Origin of the sequence: Streptococcus sp. FDAARGOS_192, assembly GCF_002073815.2 — a bacterium.
Taxonomy (GTDB): domain Bacteria; phylum Bacillota; class Bacilli; order Lactobacillales; family Streptococcaceae; genus Streptococcus; species Streptococcus salivarius_H.
In genome coordinates this window covers 118677-136524 of sequence record NZ_CP020431.2, presented here as the reverse complement: position 1 = coordinate 136524, position 17848 = coordinate 118677, and the positions used below count along the sequence as shown (strand labels likewise).

The 17848-nt window shown below is 42.4% G+C and carries 17 protein-coding genes and 1 other annotated feature; all 17 genes read right to left on the bottom strand.

What is annotated here, in order from left to right; genetic code table 11:
* Positions 1-34: 34 nt before the first annotated feature.
* The 17 genes from A6J31_RS11765 to A6J31_RS01620 all read right to left on the bottom strand — a co-directional run bounded on the left by A6J31_RS11765 (position 35) and on the right by A6J31_RS01620 (position 17796).
* The gene (locus A6J31_RS11765) at positions 35-157 is read right to left on the bottom strand and encodes a hypothetical protein (protein WP_002269975.1); all 123 of its coding nucleotides are present in this window, start codon (positions 155-157) and stop codon (positions 35-37) included.
* Between the two features lie 208 nt (positions 158-365).
* The gene (gene rplL / locus A6J31_RS01695) at positions 366-734 is read right to left on the bottom strand and encodes a 50S ribosomal protein L7/L12 (RefSeq protein WP_004183006.1); all 369 of its coding nucleotides are present in this window, start codon (positions 732-734) and stop codon (positions 366-368) included.
* Positions 735-808: 74 nt separating this feature from the next.
* Positions 809-1312 carry a 50S ribosomal protein L10 gene (gene rplJ, locus A6J31_RS01690; protein ID WP_003095623.1) on the bottom strand — a complete coding sequence of 168 codons (504 nt, stop codon included), beginning with the start codon at positions 1310-1312 and terminating at the stop codon, positions 809-811.
* Between the two features lie 31 nt (positions 1313-1343).
* Positions 1344-1480 (bottom strand) — a sequence feature (ribosomal protein L10 leader region).
* 121 nt (positions 1481-1601) lie between these two features.
* The gene (locus A6J31_RS01685) at positions 1602-2810 is read right to left on the bottom strand and encodes an ABC transporter permease (RefSeq protein WP_080610323.1); all 1209 of its coding nucleotides are present in this window, start codon (positions 2808-2810) and stop codon (positions 1602-1604) included.
* A gap of 9 nt (positions 2811-2819) precedes the next feature.
* Positions 2820-3506 carry an ABC transporter ATP-binding protein gene (locus A6J31_RS01680; RefSeq protein WP_282184555.1) on the bottom strand — a complete coding sequence of 229 codons (687 nt, stop codon included), beginning with the start codon at positions 3504-3506 and terminating at the stop codon, positions 2820-2822.
* Positions 3507-3516: 10 nt separating this feature from the next.
* Positions 3517-4770 carry an efflux RND transporter periplasmic adaptor subunit gene (locus tag A6J31_RS01675; protein ID WP_080610321.1) on the bottom strand — a complete coding sequence of 418 codons (1254 nt, stop codon included), beginning with the start codon at positions 4768-4770 and terminating at the stop codon, positions 3517-3519.
* Between the two features lie 63 nt (positions 4771-4833).
* On the bottom strand, positions 4834-5589 hold the full coding sequence (locus tag A6J31_RS01670) for a class I SAM-dependent methyltransferase (RefSeq protein WP_080610320.1): 756 nt from the start codon (positions 5587-5589) through the stop codon (positions 4834-4836).
* Positions 5590-5707: 118 nt separating this feature from the next.
* Entirely contained in the window at positions 5708-8887 is a 3180-nt protein-coding gene (gene carB / locus A6J31_RS01665; protein ID WP_080610319.1) for a carbamoyl-phosphate synthase large subunit, read from the bottom strand.
* A 230-nt stretch (positions 8888-9117) separates the two neighbouring features.
* Positions 9118-10206 carry a carbamoyl phosphate synthase small subunit gene (locus A6J31_RS01660; RefSeq protein WP_002885900.1) on the bottom strand — a complete coding sequence of 363 codons (1089 nt, stop codon included), beginning with the start codon at positions 10204-10206 and terminating at the stop codon, positions 9118-9120.
* Between the two features lie 162 nt (positions 10207-10368).
* Positions 10369-11295 carry an aspartate carbamoyltransferase catalytic subunit gene (locus tag A6J31_RS01655; protein WP_002890256.1) on the bottom strand — a complete coding sequence of 309 codons (927 nt, stop codon included), beginning with the start codon at positions 11293-11295 and terminating at the stop codon, positions 10369-10371.
* Positions 11296-11319: 24 nt separating this feature from the next.
* Positions 11320-12597, bottom strand: a complete 1278-nt coding sequence (locus A6J31_RS01650) for a uracil-xanthine permease family protein (protein WP_037599667.1) — start codon at positions 12595-12597, stop codon at positions 11320-11322.
* 305 nt (positions 12598-12902) lie between these two features.
* Positions 12903-13424 (bottom strand): bifunctional pyr operon transcriptional regulator/uracil phosphoribosyltransferase PyrR, encoded by a 522-nt coding sequence (pyrR, locus tag A6J31_RS01645; protein ID WP_002886175.1) that lies wholly within the window; start codon positions 13422-13424, stop codon positions 12903-12905.
* A gap of 220 nt (positions 13425-13644) precedes the next feature.
* On the bottom strand, positions 13645-14535 hold the full coding sequence (locus A6J31_RS01640; protein WP_002886027.1) for an RluA family pseudouridine synthase: 891 nt from the start codon (positions 14533-14535) through the stop codon (positions 13645-13647).
* Positions 14519-14980 carry a signal peptidase II gene (lspA, locus tag A6J31_RS01635; RefSeq protein ID WP_014634033.1) on the bottom strand — a complete coding sequence of 154 codons (462 nt, stop codon included), beginning with the start codon at positions 14978-14980 and terminating at the stop codon, positions 14519-14521. The genes A6J31_RS01640 and lspA overlap by 17 nt, the downstream gene beginning before the upstream one ends.
* An 8-nt stretch (positions 14981-14988) precedes the next feature.
* On the bottom strand, positions 14989-15894 hold the full coding sequence (locus tag A6J31_RS01630; RefSeq protein WP_002886225.1) for a LysR family transcriptional regulator: 906 nt from the start codon (positions 15892-15894) through the stop codon (positions 14989-14991).
* A 115-nt stretch (positions 15895-16009) separates the two neighbouring features.
* Positions 16010-17248, bottom strand: coding sequence for a CD20-like domain-containing protein (locus A6J31_RS01625; protein ID WP_037599664.1), 1239 nt, complete (start codon positions 17246-17248; stop codon positions 16010-16012).
* Between the two features lie 218 nt (positions 17249-17466).
* Positions 17467-17796, bottom strand: coding sequence for a hypothetical protein (locus tag A6J31_RS01620; RefSeq protein WP_048790465.1), 330 nt, complete (start codon positions 17794-17796; stop codon positions 17467-17469).
* Between the last annotated feature and the right edge of the window lie 52 nt (positions 17797-17848).

Here is a 17848-nt window from a genome sequence, read left to right as displayed (position 1 = left end):
TTAATTTATACATATAACAACCGAATTCATCAAATCAGATTAAACCTGTTTGTTCCATTTCATTTACCAGTTGAGTTGCTTTTAGATTATCAACTCCCATGATGGTCATGATATGGCTCTTCACGATTTGACGTGATGACTGTTCTTCCTTTTGCATAATTACCTCCGAAACGCAAAAAAAGGGTAGACAATCTAGTATCTACCCCCGAAAGTTTATTAAAACAAAAAACTGCCAAAGAATTTTTGGCAGGATTTTTGGCAGGAAACCAAATTAATTTATCAGTTTCTCATAATCGCTTATCGCAATAAAAAACCAGAGCTTATGCCCTGGTTTTCTTTATTAAGCGACTTGAGTCGTTACCTTATTATTTAAGAGTAACTGAAGCTCCAGCTTCTTCAAGTTTAGCTTTGATTTCTTCAGCTTCAGCTGCAGCAACACCTTCTTTAATAACTGATGGTGCACCGTCAACGATAGCTTTAGCTTCTTTAAGACCTTCGCCTGTGATTTCACGTACAACTTTGATAACGCCAACTTTTTTGTCGCCTGCAGATGTCAATTCAACGTCGAATGAATCTTTAGCAGCACCAGCGTCAGCAGCACCAGCTGCAGCAGCAGCTACAGGAGCAGCAGCAGTTACGCCAAACTCTTCTTCGATAGCTTTTACAAGGTCGTTCAATTCAAGGATTGAAGCTTCTTTAATTTCAGCAATAATGTTTTCAATGTTCAATGCCATTGTGATTTCCTCCAAATGTGTTTTTTAATATAGTGTTTTAAACGTAGCTTAGGCTACGAGTTGTGAAGATGGGCTTATGCAGCACCGTCTTCTTTGCTTTCTGCAACCGCTTTGACAGCGTATGCAACGTTGCGCACTGGCGCTTGAAGTACAGAAAGGAGCATAGAAAGCATACCTTCTTTGTTTGGAAGTGATGCAAGAGCGTTGATTTCTTCGACTGAAGTGAACGCACCGTCAACAACACCACCTTTGATTTCAAGAGCTTCTGCGTCTTTAGCAAATTCGCTAATAACTTTTGCTGGTGCGATAACATCTTCGTTTGAGAATGCTACTGCAGATGGACCAACAAAAAGTTCTTTAAGGTCTTCAAGACCTGCTTCTTCAGCTGCACGGCTCAAGATAGAGTTTTTGATAACTTTAAATTCAACGCCTGATTCACGAAGATTACGACGAAGAACTGTATCTTGGTCAACTGTAAGTCCACGAGAGTCAACAACAACGATAGATGCTGCTGCTTTCATTTTCTCAGCGACGATAGCAACCTGTTCAGCTTTCTTAGCAATAATAGCTTCACTCATTAGTAGTTTTACCTCCGTTTTTATTTTTGGGCTAGGCACAAAAAAATCGCACCTAAACCTAGACACGAAAGTACAATACGTTACAAAAAAATAGTTACGTTTTGTGCCTCGGTTGGATGTTTACGAGTCTTGCTCCCCAACTGTCTTAGGTCAGTTTTTTCAAACCTTATTTATAATATCATGACCTAAATCAGACGTCAAGAAAAAAATGCAATTTTTTTATTTTTTCTCTATCTTTTTTCGAAGACCATAAAACCTCTCAAAATCTAAAGATTTCAAGAGGTTATTTCTAATCATACCTAAGAGCTTCGATAGGATCGAGTTTCGAAGCTTTATTAGCCGGTAGGAGACCAAAGATAATCCCTACAGCTGCTGAAAAGGCTATGCTTCCCATGGCTACACCAAGAGAAACCGTCGCTTTAAGGTCCATGGCATTCCCAATTGGACCAACGACTAGGGCTGCAAAGCCTAGCCCAATCAAACCTCCCAGAATGGTCAGAACCATCGACTCAATCAAAAACTGGGTCAAGATTTTACGACGTGTAGCACCTAAAGCCTTACGAAGACCAATCTCTCGTGTCCGCTCAGTTACCGAAACCAACATGATGTTCATAACACCGATTCCGCCAACCAATAATGAAATCCCAGCAATAGCTCCGACAACGGTGGTAATGGTTCCAAAGATCGTGTTCACCTGATCTAGGGCCGAACTCATATCTGCTGCCTTATATTCTCCATTGTCATCTTGGGCCAACTGGGTCAAGCGTTTAGCAGCATCCTTAGCAACGCTACTACTATTTTTTACATCGGTCACATGGAAAAAAATCTGGCCAATAGCATCAGTGTTATTTTCTGCCGCTAACTGGGTATTGGCCACAAGAGCTGTTCCAATTTCACCATAGGCACCGATTGCTGTGTCTTTATTCTTATAAACACCAATCACACGATAATCATTGTTCCCAATAGTAACCACTTGGTTAAGGGCATCCCCATTCGTCTCAAAGAGTTTTTTAGCCACCATCTGATCAATGACAATAACTCGTGAAAAGTTTTTATAATCATTGTCTTGCAAGGAACGTCCAGTCAACATTTCTAACTTTTTAGCTTTAAAGTAGCCCTGACTGGCACCTGTAATATTAACATTCTTCACAGTCTTTTTTTGGAGGGAGATCGAGGAAGTTAGGCTGTTGGTCACAAAATAACTATCAATACCAGGCGTCTGCTTTGCTACTTGCTCCAACCAAACTTCTTTAACCGGTTTGGTAGGTTGTGCCAGATCTGCATAAGCAGGATCTAGCTCCTCACCCTTGGCTTCATAGTAGACTTGAACAGTATCCTTATCACCTGTCACACTATCAGTAACACTCTGACGCATTCCATTTCCTAGCCCCATGATAAGTACTACCGCAGCAACACCAATGATGATTCCCAACATGGTCAGGAAGGACCTCATCTTGTGTGAACGGATAGAACTAAGAGCAAATTTCCAATTTTCCATTCTTACCTCCTAGTCAATCCGAACGCTATCAGTCGTATCCTGGGTAATTTCCCCATCGCGGATGACAATCTTACGTCGGGCATAGTCTGCAATCTCTGGCTCATGAGTAACCATGATGATAGTCTTTCCTTCACGGTTCAGCTGGGTTAAGAGCTCCATAATCTGCATCCCTGTCTTGGTATCAAGAGCACCTGTAGGTTCATCCGCCAAAATGATTGCCGGATCGTTAGACAATGCACGCGCAATAGCCACCCTCTGCTTCTGTCCACCAGACAGCTCTGACGGCAAATGATGGCTACGTTCTGACAAGCCGACTTTTTCCAAGAATTGTTGTGCCCTTTGCTTACGTTCACGTGGCGATTTCCCCGCATAAATCAAGGGAAGCTCTACGTTCTTTTGGGCACTTAACTTTGGCAAGAGAAAAAACTGCTGAAAGATAAAGCCAATCTGGTCATTTCTTACCTTGGCCAGGCGGTTTTCAGAGAGATCAGCCACATCCTCGCCCTCGAGTTGATAGGAACCTGTAGTTGGTTGATCAAGAAGTCCAATAATATTCATGAGAGTTGATTTACCTGAACCAGAAGGGCCCATGATTGCCACGAAGTCACCTTCTTCAACTGATAAGTCAATTCCCTTAAGGACCTGCAAGGACTCCTGACCATTTTTGAAAGACTTGGTGATGCCTTTTAAGACCATAAGTGCTGGCTTAGTCACTAGACCTCACCTCTTCTCCACTAGTGTCTTTTGATTTTTTGCTATCGGCATCCATCACATCTTTTAGGGTTTCGCCATCCTTAAAGGATTTATCTGCCTTGGTGATAACTTTTTGACCTTCTTTAAGTCCTGAAGCAATTTCCTGTTGCTTGGCATCCGCATTGCCAAGTTTGACCTTGACTTGCTTGATTTTCTGAGTTTCATCATCGTAAACCCAGACATAGTTGTCAGAGCCTTTCTTAGTCACAGCAGTTACAGGAACCAACAAGGCATCATCATCTTTTGTCACTTCAAGTGATACATTAAAACCTTGCTTCAGTTTTCCGATTGGACTGGTCAATTGAACCTTGTATTCATACTGAGAACCTGACTGACCTGAGTTGCCAGATGTCCCCGTTGACTGGTTGGCATTTTGCTTAGGATAATTGGAAACGTAGCTGACTTTCCCCGTCCAAGTTTGGTCTGGGTATACTTTGGAAGTAATCTTGACCTTTTGCCCCACTGAAATATTTGGAATGTCATATTCTGTTAAGGTTCCTTGAATCTCAAATTGGCCTTCACTTGTCACATGAACTAGGGTTTGGCTCTCTTTTGAAGCAGGGTCCACAGAGTCCGCGACTTCTACGACTGTTCCATTAGCATCTGAAACAATCACTGTTTGGTTGAGAACATCTTGTGCCTTTTCTAGCTCTGATGCTGCATTGGCAATGGCATCATTATAATCTTGCAAGGTTTGGTAATTACTTGCCTCGGTTTGCTGACGCTGTTGAGGACTAACGGTAGTTGTCGAATCATCCTCATCCGAATCACTACTTGTTTGTGCTGAAGCCGCAGGAGCCGTCCCATACTGTTGGAAATAATTACGGTCACGAACTGCCTTATTGTAGGCACGACTAGCCGTATCATAAGCCGCTTGGGCTGAGGTGCTATCGTATTGGACCAGTTGCTGACCGACGCTAACTTCCTCACCAACAGAGACTGTCACAGTGGCATTGCGTCCAATGGTATTGTCAAAATAAACATACTGTTCCGACTGAGCCTTCACCATGCCAGTCAAAAGGGTGGACGAGGCCAGCTGCCCCTTAGTTACCTTACTTGCTGTAGGGGACTCAGAAGCCTTATCATTCTTGCCACCACCTGCAAAAAGGTTAAAGCCTAGGACCAAAAGGACAAGGAAGCCAATTCCTCCAATGATCCAAACTCTTTTTTTATTTTTAAATAACTTTGGACTGATTTTCTTTCGCATATGTCTCTCTTTTCTTTTTGTATCACATGGATGAAACAATTGTAATACTTTTAACTTTCAGTGTCAATGGCCTTCGCTTACATCCATGACACCATAATGCAGCTTTTGATTGGGCCGAACCTGGCGTTCAAAACCAAGTTCTTCAAAAACGGTATCTCGAAAATGTGCCTTGATGATAATTTTTTCCCGTGCAACACGTTTAGCTTCTTTTAGCCATTCTTCTGTCAGACGGCTACCATTGGCCAGAGGCTTGATAGCCTCTAGATTTTCCGATTCCTTGATAATCTCTGAAAACATAGGATCGGCATAGATGATATCAAAGGAATTGTCAGCTTGAGCCTTCAAAAAAGACAAGCTATCGCTCTTAATAGCTTTAATAGAACGCATGGCCTTTTCAAGCTGCTTATCATCTGTCTGATAAGAGGCAAGACCACAAGAAACCACCTGAAAAATCACATCTTGACTCTCAAGGGCAGTCACCTGATTTCCCGCTGCTGCCATCACTAAGCTATCAGAAGCCAAACCCATGGTCGTGTCAAGAATAGTCTTGGGAGACTTGCCTAAAAGACTGACTAAAGCGTCATGGGGGGCCTTAATCCTGAGAGCAGCCGTATCTGGATGGAAGGTCAATTCACTAGTATCCGCATTAACAAAAGACAATCTGTCTTTATATAGGAGATAGAAAGGTCCAAAGCGCTCTAAACATTTTGCCAAGGACAACTTGCGCCGAGGCTGGTAGTCAGCTCCTAGCTCGAGAGCTAGTTCTTGGGCACGCGCAATCAAGGCCTCATTTTCACGTAAAGATGTGGTAATAATCATGTTTCTAGTATAGCAGAATCTTCGGAAACAAAACCATCGTCTTAGCTTTCATTTTAATTTGTTAGCTTACATTTGTGTAAGAAAAAAGTCCCAGCAAGGCTGAGACTCTGTTTTAAAATTAGATAGCTTCTGTTGTAAAGCTACGGCTTTCAAGCACACGCACCATGGCATCTGCTGTATCAAGCGCTGTGAAGAGTGGGATTCCTGCTTCGATAGCAGAGCTACGGATTGCTGCTCCATCTTCGTCATAAGTACGTTTGTTACCAACCGTATTGATAATAGCTTGCGCTTTACCTGTACGAACAAGGGCTGGAATGTCGTTGTCGTCATTTTCACCTAATTTGTTAACAAGCGTTGCGTGAACTCCATGTTCATTCAAGAACTTAGCTGTTCCTTCAGTGGCGTAGATACCGTAACCGATAGCATCGAAACGACGAGCCAAATCAAGGGCTTCTTCTTTCGTATCATCATGAATAGTAAAGATGACATTACCAAAGGTTGGCAAATGGAGATAAGAAGCTTCAAAGGCTTTATAGAGGGCTTTTTCAAGAGTCGCATCTGTACCCATAACTTCACCAGTTGATTTCATTTCAGGTCCAAGGAGACTATCTACCTTAGCCAATTTTGTGAATGAGAAGACTGGTGCTTTAACATGGACATGCTTGCTTTCTGGGTAAAGACCATCTTTGTAACCTTGTTCAGCCAATGATTTACCAAGAATCAAGTTAGTAGCAACTTGTGCCATTGGGATATCAGTCACTTTAGACAAGAATGGTACCGTACGGCTGGCACGTGGGTTAACCTCGATAACATAGACAGTTTCGTCCTTAATAACGAACTGAATGTTCATCATACCAATACAGTTAAGACCGATAGCCAAGCGTTTAGTGTAATCAGCGATAGTCTCTTGGATTTTCTTAGAGAGAGTTTGTGGAGGGTAAACTGCCATTGAGTCCCCTGAGTGAACCCCTGCACGTTCGATGTGTTCCATAATACCTGGAATCAAGACATCCTTACCATCAGAGATGGCATCCACTTCACACTCACGTCCAATGATATAGCTATCAACAAGGACTGGGTGGTCTGGACTTGCCTTAACGGCTGTACGCATGTAAGAACGAAGGTCATCTTCATTTTCAACGATTTCCATGGCACGTCCACCCAAAACGTATGATGGACGAACAAGAACTGGGAAGCCAATCTTACGAGCTGCTTCAACCGCTTCTTCTTCATTTGTCGCTGTTTGTCCTGGTGGTTGTGGGATATCGAGGTCTTTAAGGGCTTGTTCAAAAAGGTCACGGTCTTCGGCACGGTCAAGGTCAGCAACCTGTGTACCCAAGATTTTCACTCCAGCTTTAGACAATGGCTCTGCCAAGTTGATGGCTGTTTGACCACCAAACTGAACCACGACACCCTTAGGTTGTTCCAATTCGATAACGTTCATCACGTCTTCGAAGGTCAATGGTTCGAAGTAAAGTTTATCTGAAACTGAGAAGTCTGTTGAAACCGTCTCAGGGTTAGAGTTCATGATGATGGCCTCGTAACCTGCAGCCTGGATAGCTTTCACAGAGTGAACTGTCGCATAGTCGAACTCAACGCCTTGTCCGATACGGATAGGTCCTGAACCAAGAACGATGACAGATTCTTTATCAGATTTGATTGATTCATTTTCCCACTCATAAGTTGAGTAGAAATATGGTGTTGATGACTCGAACTCAGCCGCACAGGTATCAACCATCTTGTAAACAGGAACAATGTTATTCTCCAAACGTGTCGCACGAACTTGGTCAGCTGTTTGATTCCAAAGATCAGCAATCTTACGATCAGAGAAACCGTTACGTTTAGCTTCATTCAAAACATCAACATCGCCTACGTGAGTAGCCAATTCTTGTTCCAATTCGAAGATATGGAGCAATTTGTCGAGGAAGAAAATATCAATCTTAGTCAACTCTGACAATTCTTCAATAGTATAACCACGACGGATGGCTTCAGAAAGGTAGAAGAGACGGTCGTCTTGAGCTTTGACAATCTTTTCAACCAAGGCGTCGTCTGTGACATCCGCAAGTTCAGGCATTTCATTGTGGTAAACACCGATTTCAAGTGAACGGCAGGCTTTAAGAAGTGACTCTTCGATGTTACGACCGATAGCCATAACTTCACCAGTTGCTTTCATTTGAGTACCAAGACGACGTTCCCCGTGTTCAAATTTATCAAATGGGAAACGCGGAATCTTAGCAACCACATAGTCAAGAGCTGGCTCAAACATAGCGTAAGTTGTACCAGTGACTGGGTTAATCATTTCATCAAGTGTCAAACCAACAGCAATTTTGGCTGCCAATTTGGCGATTGGGTAACCAGTTGCTTTTGAGGCAAGGGCTGATGAACGAGACACACGTGGGTTTACTTCGATAACATAGTACTTGAAGCTATTAGGGTCAAGAGCCAACTGTACGTTACAACCACCCTCAATTTTAAGGGCACGAATAATCTTCAAGCTGGCATCACGAAGCATTTGGTTTTCAATATCTGACAAGGTTTGCGTTGGGGCAAATACGATTGAGTCCCCTGTGTGGATACCAACTGGGTCAAAGTTTTCCATGTTACATACCACAAGAGCATTGTCTGCGGCATCACGCATAACTTCGTATTCGATTTCCTTGAAACCAGCGATAGAACGTTCAATCAAACATTGTGTTACTGGTGACAATTTCAAGCCATTTTCAGCGATTTCACGAAGTTCTTCTTCGTTGGCACACATACCACCACCAGTACCACCAAGGGTAAAGGCTGGACGAACGATAACTGGGTAGCCAATCTCTGTCGCAAAGGCAACTGCTTCTTCAACCGTATTGACGATTTCAGATTCTGGAATAGGTTGTTCCAAATCTTCCATCAATTGTTTGAAGAGGTCACGGTCTTCGGCTTGGTCAATGGCAGACAATTTTGTTCCCAAAAGCTCTACTCCAAGCTCTTCAAGAATGCCAGCTTTTGACAATTCCATTGCCATGTTCAAACCAGTTTGTCCACCAAGTGTTGGCAAGAGAGCATCAGGACGCTCTTTACGAAGAATACGTGTGACAAATTCAAGCGTAATTGGTTCAATGTAAACCTTGTCTGCGATTTCTTTATCAGTCATGATTGTCGCAGGGTTAGAGTTGACAAGGACAACACTGTAACCTTCTTCTTTCAAGGCCAAGCACGCTTGCGTACCAGCATAGTCGAACTCAGCAGCCTGACCAATGATGATAGGACCAGACCCGATAACCATAATTTTTTTAATATCAGAACGTTTAGGCATAATTTATGATACAAAGCCCGTTAAGGACCCAGTGAAAATAGGAAACGTGACGACGACGCTCAAGCGTCTAGTCACCGTTTATCTTTTTCACACAGTCCTTAGGGCGTGTTCACTTCCGTGAACCTGTATCTTCTCCTTTCTATTTGACAACTCTCTGGTTGTCATTAAATAAGGTAGTAGACTGGGGCGAACAAGAGTCACACCCCACTATAGTCACTAGACAGTTGCAATTAACGACGTGCTTTTTCAGCTTGGAAAGCATCAATCAATTCCAAGAACTCATCAAAGAGATAGCTAGCATCGTGTGGACCAGGTGCTGCATCTGGGTGGAATTGCACTGAGAATGCAGGGAAGTCACGGTGACGAACACCTTCAACTGACTTATCGTTAATTTCTTCGTGTGTTACCATGAGGCAATCTGGAAGTGACTCACGGTCAATGGCATAACCATGGTTTTGGCTTGTAAAATCAACACGACCAGTCGCAATTTCACGAACCGCGTGGTTAAATCCACGGTGACCAAACTTCATCTTGTAGGCCTTGGCACCATTAGCCAAACTAAACAACTGGTGACCCATACAAATACCAAAGATTGGAATTTTACCTTGGATGCCACGAATCATATCAAGTGCGTACGGTACATCTTCAGGGTTACCTGGACCATTTGACAACATCACACCATCTGGATTGAGGTGGAGAATTTCTTCAGCAGTGATATCATGTGGCACAACAGTCACGTTACAATCACGTTTTGAAAACTCACGCAAGATAGAGTGCTTGAGACCAAAGTCAACCAAAACGATATTTTTACCAACACCCGGTGCTGGGTAAGCTGTCTTAGTTGATACCTGCTCAATATTGTTGGTTGGCAAAACAGTCGCACGCAATTGATCTTGCAAGTGCTCAATACTGTCACCAGGGCTGGCCAAAGTGGCTTTCATGGTACCGTGTTGACGGATAATTTTAGTCAAGGCACGTGTATCAATACCAGAGATACCAGGGATGTTTTTCGCCTTCAAAAACTCATCCAAGGTCATTTGGTTACGCCAGTTGCTGGCACGACGGCTAGCCTCTGACACAACGACACCCTTAGTCGTTGGCTTAATTGACTCATAGTCGTCACGGTTAACACCGTAGTTACCAACAAGTGGATAAGTAAAAGTCAAAATTTGACCATTATAAGACTGGTCTGTGATAGATTCTTGATAACCTGTCATACCAGTATTAAAGACGATTTCACCCGTCACATCCACATCAGCACCGAAGGCCTGACCTTCAAAAATAGTGCCGTCTTCCAAAATAAGTAAACGTTTTGCCATTATAGTAAATTGTTCCTTTCACTAAGATACAAAGGGCGTTAAAATCTGAATGAAAATCAAATCTGACAGAGAAGCTCCAGCCTCTAGGAAGATTTGTCTCTTTTCAAAGATTTAGCCCATGTTCTTTTTCGTCTGATTCTCTCAGGAATCGATTAACGTTGTTTACGCTTTGCCATTTAAAATAGCTTCAATAATTGCCATACGGACAAAGACCCCGTTTTGCATCTGAGCAACGATACGAGCCTTAGGCGCCTCAACCAGACTATCAGCAATCTCCACATCACGATTAACCGGAGCAGGGTGCATGATAATCGCCTGATCAGCTAACTTGGCATAACGTTCTTCAGTCAAACCATAGAGAGCATGGTAGTCTTCTTTTGAAAATCCTTTGTCATCCCCATGACGCTCGTGCTGAACACGAAGCAACATGAGAACATCCAAGTCCTCAATGACGTCGTCAATGGCCACATGCTGACCATAAACATCAAACTCATTCGAGTACCACTCTGCCGGACCAGCAAAATAAAGCTGAGCACCCAAACGCTTGAGAATCTGCATATTTGACTTAGCGACACGCGAATGCGTAATGTCACCTGCAATACAAATCTTAAGATTTTCAAAGGTTCCGAACTCTTCGTAAATGGTCATCAAGTCAAGCAAACACTGACTTGGGTGTTGCCCTGAACCATCACCACCATTGACAATAGAGGTCTGGATGGTCCTACTATCAATCAACTGCTTGTAGTAATCGACTTCCGAGTGGCGGACCACACAGATGTCAACGCCCAAAGCAGACATGGTTAAGATCGTATCATAGAGGGTCTCACCCTTGTTCACCGAGCTAGTTCCAGCATCGAACTCAATCACATCCAGGCCAAGTTTTTTCTCCGCCACTTCGAAGGACTTGTGCGTTCGTGTTGAATTTTCAAAAAAGAGATTGGCAGCGAAATACTGTCGATCCAGCTGGAAATCAGCTCTGCCATTTTTAAAATCTCCACCTCGACGAATCAGGCCCAAGACCTCTTCATTCGTGAGGGTTTCCATTGTCACCAAATGTTTCAGTGACACTTTTCCATCTGCAATCGCCATAGTTTTTCCTTTTAAATTGATTGACTATTCTTTGCTACCTTTTTTAGGATCTGGCAAGATTTGGTAAAGCAAGATACCAAGAATGGTTGAACTTGCCACACCCGTAATTTGAAGACCACCAAGGTCAATCATCAAACCACCGATACCAGATACCAAGATAACACTAGCAATCAAGAGATTCTTTTTATTATCAAAATCAATCTTATGTTCAACTAAAATTTTCAAACCGCTAGCAGCGATAACCCCAAAGAGGGCAATAGATAATCCACCCAATACAGGAGTTGGAATAGAATGCAAGAGTGCTGATAGCTTACCAATAAAGCTCATCAAGACCGCAATCACTGCTGCGCCCGCAATAACGTAAACTGAGTAGACCTTACTGAGGGCCATAACCCCAATATTTTCACCATAAGAAGTTACCGGAGGAGCTCCAAAGAAACCAGCGATAATCTGTGCCAAACCATCACCAGTAAGGGTGTGGTCAAGTCCTGGATCTTTGAAGTAATCACGCTCAGTCAAACTGTTTAGAACCATGACGTGACCAAAGTGTTCAGTCATCGTCACAAAGGCAATCGGAGCCATGGTCAAAATCGCACTTGGATAAAGCTTAAAACTATAATCCACAAATGGAATGTCAAAGTTGGGAACTTGAATCCAATGTGCCGCAGCTACCTCTGAGAAATTGATAAAACTATGTCCTGTCAGCAAACCAAGAACCGCTGAGAAAATATAGCCCACAACTAAACCAAGCAAAATTGGGATGACACCGACAATCTTCTTGCCATACATGTTAAAGAGGATAACCGCAAAGAGGGTCACCATCGAAATCAATAGAGCATAGATACTATAGCTTTTATTTAAAGTTGTCGCATCATTGACTGCATTGGCTGCAAGGTTCAAACCAATCACCATGATAATGGGACCAACCACGATTGGTGGAAGGACCTTATCAATCCAGTCTTTACCCGCATACTTAACAATCAGAGCCACAAGCAAGTAAACCAAACCACCTGCCATGGCACCTTGAGCCACTGCCGCAATGCCATCAGTCTTCATAAGTGTCTGCATAGCCGCAATATAGGCAAAACTAGACCCCATGTAAGCTGGAATTTTGTACTTGGTCACCGTCAAGTGAGCCAAAGTTCCCAAACCAGATGAGAAAAGAGCAATAGCGGGATCAATCCCAACCAAAATCGGCACAAGCACCGTCGCACCAAACATGGCAAACAAGTGCTGGAATGACAAACCAACCAATAAACCAGGTTTTGGCATATCATTCACATCATATTTTACGTTATTCACGATATCAAAGGACTCCTTAAAATTAAGATACAAAGGGACGTTTTAGCGTAGCTAAACATTTCTGTAGAAAAATAGGAAGTCGACAAGGCACTCCAAAGAGTGCTAGGAGACTTATCTTTTTTCCTAAGAAATGAGTCCCGTGTTCAATTAAACAAGATACAAAGCCCGTCTAAAGCCTAAAGCAAAAATAGGAAATATGATGACGGAGCGCCAGCTCCTAAGAATATTTATCTTTTTTGCACAAGGCTTAGGGCGTGTTCAATTAACAAGATACAAAGGGCATATTACCCTATCCGTCAGTCAACTTAGCTTGGATCAATAATGTTGACGCTATCTTTGCCATCAACTTCTGCGACCAAAACTTCGATTTCTTCTGACTCACTAGTTGGGATATTTTTACCAACATAGTCCGCACGGATTGGCAATTCACGGTGACCACGGTCAACCAAGACAGCCAAACCAACACGCGCTGGACGTCCATGGCTAACGATATTATCAATAGCTGCACGAATCGTACGACCTGTGTAAAGCACATCATCCACAAGGATAACATCTGTACCATCAATTTCAATAGGGAAAACAGATGTGTCTTGTTCAGCCTTAACATCATCACGGAAAGCTTTAGTGTCAAGCTCAATCAATGGCACATCAAGGTTTTCCAACTGTTTCAAGCGCTCCTGGATACGCTGTGCAATATAAACACCACGTGTCTTAATACCAGCCAAGACAATCTTGTCGAGATTTTTGTTACGCTCAATAATCTCATAAGTGATACGTGTAATGGCACGTTTCATGGTTACGTCATCGACGATCTCTTTTTTCTTCATAAAAAGAACCTTTCTAAATACAAAAAAATCCCCTCGAAAACAAGGAGATACACAAAAATATGAGTACAGTTCACCCGTACACTTCTCATGGCTCCTTGCCTGCCTCTCTGGACAGTGATTAAAGGACTTATTTAATTAGGTAAATTATAGCAAATTTCAGACTCTTTTACAAGGAAAAAACGGACGCCCCTCCCAAGAAAGACTATCCGTTTAATAACTGTTACGCTTCTCTCAACTTCTCCAAGGTTTCCTTGAAAATAGCAGGTTCTTCCGCTGTAAATTCGACCAATTCTCCAGTCGTAGGATGTGTGAAACCGAGAGTCTTAGCATGTAGAAATTGTCCATGGCCCTTGAGGGTCTTACGTGGACCATAAAGAGGATCTCCCGCCACCGGGTGACCGATATAAGCCATGTGCACACGAATCTGGTGCGTGCGACCTGTCTCCAGCTGCAACTCTACCAAAGTATAGTTGCCAAAACGTTCAAGAACGGTAAATCGTGTAACTGCAGGTTTTCCTTTAGCTGTAACTGCCTGCTTCTTGCGATCCTTGTCCGAACGCCCAATCGGAGCCTCAATCACGCCTCGATCATTAGGTAGATTGCCATGCACGATAGCCACATACTTACGAAGGGACTTCTTATCCTTAAGCTCAGCCGCCAAAGCATTGTGAGCCTTATCATTCTTAGCAATCATAAGGAGACCAGACGTGTCCTTGTCAATACGGTGAACAATTCCTGGACGAACCACACCATTGATAGACGAGAGGTCCTTGACATGGTACATCAGAGCATTGACCAAGGTACCAGACGTGTGACCAGCTGATGGATGGACAACCATGCCTTGAGGTTTGTTGACTACTGCCACATCCGCATCTTCGTAGATAATATCCAAAGGAATATCTTCAGCCTTGTATTCCAAGACCTCTTCTTCTGGCAATTCATAGGTGATGACATCACCCTCTTTAACCGCATACTTGGCCTTTGCCGACTTACCATTAACCAAGACCGTTCCAGCCTTAATCGCTTCATTGGCCTGACTACGTGACAATTCTGTCAAATCTGCCAAAGCCTTGTCCAGACGGTTTCCCGCCTCTTTAATGATGACTTCCATTTTCCTCTTTCCATAAGATTAAAATCAAGAGCAGTACCCCCACCGTTAGATAGGAGTCTGCCACATTAAATATTGCAAAATCAATAAAATCAAGCTGAACCATATCAACCACGTAACCCAAGTGCACACGGTCAATAAAGTTACCAATACCACCTGAGATAATCAAAACCAAAGATAGCACCAACCAAAGACTCTTCTGGTAATTTTTAACCAGATAAACCAGAGCCGCACCAATCACTAGAACCGTCAAAATCACAAAGAAATATTTCTGATCCTGTAAAATCGAAAAGGCAGCACCACGGTTCTGTAGATAGGTCAAGCTGAAAAGTCCAGGAATAGCCTTGATAACTTGGTTAAGGGCAATATTTGCCACAACCCAATGCTTAACCCACTGATCCAAACCAATCAGAGCCAAGATAGCCAAAGGAATCGCAACCTTACGCATAAGTCCTCCTATGGTTTGTATGTATCAAAGTAGTCAAACATAACATTGACAAACTTAAGAGCACAAGATGACAAGTTAATCCCCTTACGACGGACATAAACCATCTTGTTATCCAAATTATCCTCAAGCGGAATAACCGTAATCCCGTTCACACTTTGTGCATCCAAGAAACCAGATCCCGTCGCATAAGCATCCGTACGTTCCAAGATACCGTTCAAAGTCGCACGGTCTGTCACGTTAAACATCAGAGACGAATCTGATGTATCCACGAAGTTTTCAGAATAGTAAAGGTACTCGTCCTTCTCCTGAGTGAAACGTACTGTAGGCAAGGCCGCCAAATCCTCCATAACAAGACTTTCTTTTTTAGCCAGAGGATGCCCCTTACGGAGATAAATGTGCGTTTTAAACGGAATCAAATCAATAGCCTCAAGCCCAAGCTTGTCCATATTTTGATGGATTCCCTTACTATTTTGACGGTTCAAATAGATAATCCCAATCTCACTGTGCCCCTTGGCTACCTCATCCAAAATCTGAATGGTCGTAGACTCAAAGATACGAAAATCCTTGTAATCAGGGTAACGCTCTGAAAAAGTCGTGATCAAAGGTGGCAAAAAGTCATAGTGCTGACTGGCAATTGAAAACTGGTTGCCCTTTTCAGAAGCATTGAGATAGCGATTTTCAAAACTATCAAAACTGCGTACCACCTCAAGCGCACGCTCGTAAAAAGTCATGCCCTGACTGGTCAAGACAGCCCCCGTCGTTGTACGGGTGAAAATTTGGAAATTCAGCTCCTGCTCCAAATCCTTGATAGCCACCGAAAGGCTAGGCTGACTCACAAAGAGCTTGCTGGCTGCCTCGCGGAAGGTTCCGCTATTGGCAATGGCTACGACATAACGTAGTTGTTGTATGTTCATGTGTGACACTTCTTTCTTGAAAAATCAATCATTTCTATTATACCAGATTTTATCCTCTTTTGTTGATACTAAAAAGCCCAGGCAACCCTGAGCTTGAATTAATTAAAATGTAGTCTTATTCGTCTGATTTGTCTGTCAAGAAGTACTCGTTTTCACGTTTGTCATAGTCGAAGGTCAAACGAACAGCATCTACCTTTCCACTTTCTGGATTATAATCACGGTAGCTAAGACTGACTGACTGAGTGAGATCGCCTTGTTCAGTTTGTGTCATTTCATGATAAGTGAAGCTAGCCTCTGGGTGTTTTTCAACCACCTCAGAAAGTCGTGTCCCCTTGAGCAAATCAGCTTGTGTACCTACAGACAACTTTTCATAGTCATCTTTTGTCCAGTTGCTATGATAGTCATCAACTTCTTTGACCTTATCATAGTCGAAGGTTGCTGAGGCAGATTTCAAAACATAAACATCGTCTTTTTTCTCAAAAGTCAAACGAACATAGTTGTTTCCATCTGTGTTTTCTTTTCTATAGGTAAGATCTAGTAAATCTGGTTTATCTTCCTCGTAAGCATCACTATACTCGGCATCAGTCGCCTTACCGTGAGTATCCAAGACCTCGTCCAATGTCAAAGTACCAACCTTCAACTCCTTAAACTGATCCTCAGTCCAGTCAAACTTATAATTCTCATCGATGTACAGATAAGCTCTATCGTGACCATCACTTTGGAACTGCTCAGCATGGTTCATGACAAATTTCACTGCTTGATAGCCTGCTCCAGCAAGCGAAGTCATGAAGAAGATGATTGACATGACTAGGGCAATAATAGAAAGTGCCTTGCGTGTCGACTTCAGACTCAAAACCAAAGTCACAATAGCTAGAATGATAAGGAAGAAAGCAAGGAAAGTAAAGACAAAACCGAAAGGAAGCGTCCAAGACAAAATGACGAATAGAATCCCCAAAACTAGGATAATAATCGGCAAAGCAATATTAACAAAAGCATTATTCTTGGTTACTTTTGGTTTGTAATAAGGGTTTTCCAAAGGTATCTGACTTGCCTTTGGAGTTTCTTTTTCTTGCTCTTTCTCCATATTCAACTCAGGCATTGGCTTAGGAGCTTCCTCCTCTAATGCCACCTGAGCCTCTTCTGGTTGCGTATCTGCTACTGAGTCAGCTGTCACCTCTTCAGTAGCTTCAGAACTATCCACCTGCTTAGCCTCAACCTGCTCAGACACTTGGGCACTTGGTTCCTCCGAAGCAATGACAAAACCCTCTTTCTTAGCTTCCATAAACTCCTCAGGACTTGGTTTACGTCCATTGACGTCCTCAAAGTGACGCACCCATTCTTCTCTAGTTGCCATAGCTGACTCCTTTATCTCTTTTTCTTTATTTTATCATACTTTAATCTCGTCTTATGAAAATAAAATCGGATATAAGAGAGAATTTTTTGAGACTACCTTAGGTGCTTAAGTGACAAGCCATCTCATGAAAATGGATGGAAGAAGAAAAGAAACTGCACCCAAAAGTTAGATTTTCTCTATCACACTTTTTGGGGGCAGTTCACATTATGGTTTATTTATTACTCATCAGAAAACATCAATTCATCTATCTTTTCTCTATCTTCAGCAATACCCTTATATGACTCGATTGTATTACTAAGGAATTCCATACTTACCTCGTAATCTCCTTCATATAAATATATTTGAGCACCTAATGTTTCAAGACTTTCTAGGAGGGTCCTCATTTTTATCAATTCCTCTAAATCTAGATAATTACATTCTAATAAAACTTCTCCCTTTTGAATCCTATTTTTTATCTCACTAATTGGTATAGTCATAAAGTTTCTTACCAATTTACAAGCTTCAAAAATATTATTTGACATTTTTACTTTTGAGTAGATTACTGACATAACTTCATCCTTTAGAAATCTTGCACATATATACAGTCTAGTATTAGTAAGA

What these genes read in the sequence shown, in the direction of transcription:
- A6J31_RS01660 (WP_002885900.1), bottom strand. Translation starts at nt 10,206, where the DNA reads ATGGCAAAACGTTTACTTATTTTGGAAGACGGCACTATTTTTGAAGGT.
- A6J31_RS01630 (WP_002886225.1), bottom strand. Translation starts at nt 15,894, where the DNA reads ATGAACATACAACAACTACGTTATGTCGTAGCCATTGCCAATAGCGGA.
- A6J31_RS11765 (WP_002269975.1), bottom strand. Translation starts at nt 157, where the DNA reads ATGCAAAAGGAAGAACAGTCATCACGTCAAATCGTGAAGAGCCATATC.
- rplJ (WP_003095623.1), bottom strand. Translation starts at nt 1,312, where the DNA reads ATGAGTGAAGCTATTATTGCTAAGAAAGCTGAACAGGTTGCTATCGTC.
- A6J31_RS01680 (WP_282184555.1), bottom strand. Translation starts at nt 3,506, where the DNA reads ATGGTCTTAAAAGGCATCACCAAGTCTTTCAAAAATGGTCAGGAGTCC.
- A6J31_RS01675 (WP_080610321.1), bottom strand. Translation starts at nt 4,770, where the DNA reads ATGCGAAAGAAAATCAGTCCAAAGTTATTTAAAAATAAAAAAAGAGTT.
- A6J31_RS01655 (WP_002890256.1), bottom strand. Translation starts at nt 11,295, where the DNA reads ATGGCGATTGCAGATGGAAAAGTGTCACTGAAACATTTGGTGACAATG.
- A6J31_RS01625 (WP_037599664.1), bottom strand. Translation starts at nt 17,248, where the DNA reads ATGGCAACTAGAGAAGAATGGGTGCGTCACTTTGAGGACGTCAATGGA.
- carB (WP_080610319.1), bottom strand. Translation starts at nt 8,887, where the DNA reads ATGCCTAAACGTTCTGATATTAAAAAAATTATGGTTATCGGGTCTGGT.
- A6J31_RS01685 (WP_080610323.1), bottom strand. Translation starts at nt 2,810, where the DNA reads ATGGAAAATTGGAAATTTGCTCTTAGTTCTATCCGTTCACACAAGATG.
- rplL (WP_004183006.1), bottom strand. Translation starts at nt 734, where the DNA reads ATGGCATTGAACATTGAAAACATTATTGCTGAAATTAAAGAAGCTTCA.
- A6J31_RS01620 (WP_048790465.1), bottom strand. Translation starts at nt 17,796, where the DNA reads ATGTCAGTAATCTACTCAAAAGTAAAAATGTCAAATAATATTTTTGAA.
- lspA (WP_014634033.1), bottom strand. Translation starts at nt 14,980, where the DNA reads ATGCGTAAGGTTGCGATTCCTTTGGCTATCTTGGCTCTGATTGGTTTG.
- A6J31_RS01670 (WP_080610320.1), bottom strand. Translation starts at nt 5,589, where the DNA reads ATGATTATTACCACATCTTTACGTGAAAATGAGGCCTTGATTGCGCGT.
- A6J31_RS01640 (WP_002886027.1), bottom strand. Translation starts at nt 14,535, where the DNA reads ATGGAAGTCATCATTAAAGAGGCGGGAAACCGTCTGGACAAGGCTTTG.
- pyrR (WP_002886175.1), bottom strand. Translation starts at nt 13,424, where the DNA reads ATGAAGAAAAAAGAGATCGTCGATGACGTAACCATGAAACGTGCCATT.